Source organism: Methanobrevibacter sp. (assembly GCF_045577275.1).
Classification (GTDB): domain Archaea; phylum Methanobacteriota; class Methanobacteria; order Methanobacteriales; family Methanobacteriaceae; genus Methanobrevibacter.
Genome location: NZ_JAZNIB010000348.1, coordinates 1 through 3,666 on the forward strand (window position 1 = coordinate 1; position 3,666 = coordinate 3,666).

Here is a 3,666-nt window from a genome sequence, read left to right on the forward strand (position 1 = left end):
GATCAAACTTTTGCGAGCGAAGCGAGTAAAAGTTTGGATTAGTTATCCAAAAAGTTTGTAATCATGTTTTTGGTTTCATTTAATGATTCCATAGGTATTCCATTAGGCATTTGACCTAATTCACCTTGAACATCCTTTAAAATGCTACCATTCATTCCTAAAAACATTCCTTCAGAAACAATTTCCATAAATGTGGCAGGAGGAAGCAAGGAAACGCCTACCCTATTGCCTTCCTTAACTGTCAAGTCATTGGTAACAACTTTTAAAGCTCTTTTTCCAAGGTTTACATTACAGATCATTAATGAATCAGCTTTAGGATGTTTGCTGACACTCATGATTTCTCCAACCTTCACATCAATTCCTACGATTGGATCATCAATAGGTCCAAACTTAAATCTTGACCTGAGGCCTAAAATGGTGTCAAGGAAGAATCTTACCTTAGCAATATTCTCTTCTGTCTTTTCCCTTTCATCCTTTGGAGCACCACTCATAAACTTATGTGCCCAATCCTCACCACCAAGGAAATTGACTATTTTATTAGCCTTTTCTTCAAGCTTTTCAACATCTTCACAATTGGCTAAAGTATCTCCTTCAAGATAACAGTAAAGCAAGGACTTTAAGTCTGGCTCCATCTTTTTAGCTTCTTCAATTGTGCCTTTCTTATTCCAATTACCTCTGAAACTTCCAGTTTGCACGGTTCTTAAGAATAATTCACGAGCATGCATAGCTATCAATATTCTATAATCTTTTGCAGTGTCCCACATAATATCACGATTGATAAAAATAAATTTAAGAAATTTAATAATTTTAGTTTTTTAATTAATAATTATTTTATTCTTCTTTAAATTAATACTTTTAGATGAAAATCATTTGCAGTTAAATGCAATCAATTTGCTTTTGCACATGTCTTCAACTGCATATTTGATTCCTTCCTTGCCTATTCCGCTTGACTTGAATCCACCAAATGGCATGGCATCTGTTCTGAATGTAGATTCCTTGTTGATTAAAACGGAACCTGCGTCGATTTCATTGGCGCATCTAAGTGCACTTCGAATACTTTCAGTAAACACACCTGCCTGAAGGCCATATTGGGTGTCATTGGCTACCTTGATTGCCTCATCGATTCCATCAACTCTGATGATTGGTGCTATCGGACCGAATGTCTCATTTGCAACAAGGCCCATCTTCATATTGACATTATCCAAAATGGTAGGTTCATAGAAACAGTCCTTACGGTTTCCGCCTAAAAGAAGTTCTGCACCATCTTCAATGGCACTATTTACTGATGTTTCAATGTTGATAGCGGAACTTTCATTGATTACAGGGCCGATATCAGTTGATTCATCCATAGGGTCTCCCATCTTGAGCTTGCTTGCTTCCTTTACAAAGACATCAATGAATTCATCAGCAATCTTATTGTCAAGGATGATTCTTTTAACTCCTATGCAAACCTGACCTGAAAATAGGAATGCACCGGATGTCGCTGCACTTATAGCCTTTTCAACATCTGCATCCTCAAGAATGACCAATGGGTCATTTCCTCCAAGCTCCATAGTCAATTTTTTCATGCCAGCTCTTGATGAAATGAATAAACCTGTAGCTACACTGCCTGTAAAGGAGATCTTGTTTATGCCAGTTGACACCACCATTGCATCTCCCACTTCACTTCCATAGCCAGTTACTGAGTTTATTACCCCATCTGGAAAATGGTTATTGATTATTTCAGCCAATCTTAATGCCGCCAAAGGAGCTTCCATAGATGGCTTCATGACTACAGTGTTTTTGGCTGCAATAGCTGGAGCTATCTTATGCAAAGCCAAATTGACAGGATAATTGAATGGAGTTATTGCTCCCACTACACCAAGAGGAACCTTTTTGGTAAATGCCAAAAATCTTGCATCAACAGGTCCTGTGGCATCTATAGGTACAGATTCACCATAGATTCTTTTTGATTCTTCTGCAGCAAACTGCAATGTTTCTACAGATCTCTGGAGTTCACCAATAGCTTGCTTGTATGGTTTTCCTGCTTCTCTCACAATCAGTTTTGCTATGCTTTCGCTTTCCTTTTCAAGCTCTTCGCAAGCATCCAAAAGATTGTTTGAAACTTCCTTAGAAGACAAGTCATTCAATGCCTTCTTTGCATTGTTTGCCGCTTCGATAGCATTATCCGCATCACTTCTATATCCAATCGGAACAGTATCGACAATTTCTCCATTGTATGGATTGATAACATCATAATGGTCTGATGTATCTATAAATTCACCATTGATTAAGAATTTCATGATTTGACTCCTGAATTTGATTTAATTAAATAATTTACTTTTGAATAGATTTAATTTTTGAATAATTATTAAACTATTTGTTTTATTGAATAATAAATTTTAAGTAATTATTCAAATCTTGAGCCAATATCACTAAATGAACTGTTTAAGGTTTTCATTTCATTAGAACCTATTTCAGTTCCCAAATCAGATAAATATGATTTATACATTGAAACCACCACTAAAATAATCACGATTATCCCACCAACAATCAGAATCAGTTCAGCAGAACCTTGTCCATTTTCATCATTAATTAAACCCTTTAAAAGATTGAATTGACCATATTTCATAATTGACCTCCAAACTACACCAATCCAAAGAAACCTGCTCCGAAGTTATTGATTAAATAGAATATCAAAAAAGCGGAACAAGTTATGGGAATGGAATATCTAAGTCCTTTCCTTAAGTCCCCATACATTATCAAAGCTATCAAAAATCCTGCTAAAATAGAATGAATAATTAAGTAGATTTCTGCTGCAAGAGGAGCGACTTCACAAATGGCTCCCCCTTTTCCTAATTCAATCATAAATGATGAATAGACTCCAACCATCCCAAGTGCAAAGGGAGCTGCAAATGTGGAAGCTATGAGCAGAAACATGATTGACATCATCACTCCTGCCTTTCTTTCTCTTTTTAATATCAGCATAGCCCTCAAATCATCACTTACATCAAGAATGATATCAGACAAGGAACCTCCACTTTTATGGGCATTCAAAATGATTTTGAAACTGCGTTCAAGATCCTTTGAGTCGAGTCTTATTGCCATGTTATTAAAGGACTCATCCAAATTTTTCCCCATCCTTATCTCTACAACAACTCGCCTTAATTCATCATACAATGGCCCTTTTCCATGATTCGACATGTCAACCAAGGCATTTTCCAAACTCAAGCCAACCTTTAGCATTGATGATAATTGCCTTAGAAAATCTGGAATGGAACTTTCTATTTCACTTGATCTTCTTTCTATTTTCATAAATAAGATTAGAACAAAAGTTATTGTTGGAATGAAAATAGCTAAAATTATGGAAAATAGCATATTGAAAGAAAATACTATTGAAAGCAGTGAAAATAGAATAATGAATGCCAAATAGACAATTATGATTATTGACAGCAATTGAGAAGCCAATGTAAATATTCCTGCTTTTAGCAAGTACTCCTGAAAGCTAATTAAAATAGATTGATTAAACCTCTTTTCTATTAAATCTGATAATTTAATTAATAAATCTTCAATAAACATTGATAATAGATTTGTATAAGTTACTAATAAATTTAACTCAATTTTAGACTTAAAAAAATAATTTAAATTGAGTATTTTAAAAACTAAGTAAAATTAGAATTAATTTAT

Annotated in this window: 4 protein-coding genes; all 4 read right to left on the reverse strand. The window is 34.7% G+C overall.

Annotated elements, in window-relative coordinates; genetic code table 11:
* Nucleotides 1–38: 38 nt before the first annotated feature.
* The 4 genes from ACKI67_RS10010 to ACKI67_RS10025 all read right to left on the reverse strand — a co-directional run bounded on the left by ACKI67_RS10010 (nucleotide 39) and on the right by ACKI67_RS10025 (nucleotide 3,558).
* The gene (locus ACKI67_RS10010; protein WP_407463389.1) at nucleotides 39–764 is read right to left on the reverse strand and encodes a tRNA-binding protein; all 726 of its coding nucleotides are present in this window, start codon (nucleotides 762–764) and stop codon (nucleotides 39–41) included.
* Between the two features lie 102 nt (nucleotides 765–866).
* Complete coding sequence (locus ACKI67_RS10015) at nucleotides 867–2,282, reverse strand: lactaldehyde dehydrogenase (RefSeq protein ID WP_407463390.1); 1,416 nt, start codon at nucleotides 2,280–2,282, stop codon at nucleotides 867–869.
* Nucleotides 2,283–2,389: 107 nt separating this feature from the next.
* On the reverse strand, nucleotides 2,390–2,611 hold the full coding sequence (locus tag ACKI67_RS10020) for a class III signal peptide-containing protein (RefSeq protein ID WP_407463391.1): 222 nt from the start codon (nucleotides 2,609–2,611) through the stop codon (nucleotides 2,390–2,392).
* 14 nt (nucleotides 2,612–2,625) lie between these two features.
* Entirely contained in the window at nucleotides 2,626–3,558 is a 933-nt protein-coding gene (locus ACKI67_RS10025; protein WP_407463392.1) for a type II secretion system F family protein, read from the reverse strand.
* Nucleotides 3,559–3,666 lie beyond the last annotated feature (108 nt).

What these genes read in the sequence shown, in the direction of transcription:
- ACKI67_RS10010 (WP_407463389.1), bottom strand. Translation starts at nt 764, where the DNA reads ATGTGGGACACTGCAAAAGATTATAGAATATTGATAGCTATGCATGCT.
- ACKI67_RS10015 (WP_407463390.1), bottom strand. Translation starts at nt 2,282, where the DNA reads ATGAAATTCTTAATCAATGGTGAATTTATAGATACATCAGACCATTAT.
- ACKI67_RS10020 (WP_407463391.1), bottom strand. Translation starts at nt 2,611, where the DNA reads ATGAAATATGGTCAATTCAATCTTTTAAAGGGTTTAATTAATGATGAA.
- ACKI67_RS10025 (WP_407463392.1), bottom strand. Translation starts at nt 3,558, where the DNA reads ATGTTTATTGAAGATTTATTAATTAAATTATCAGATTTAATAGAAAAG.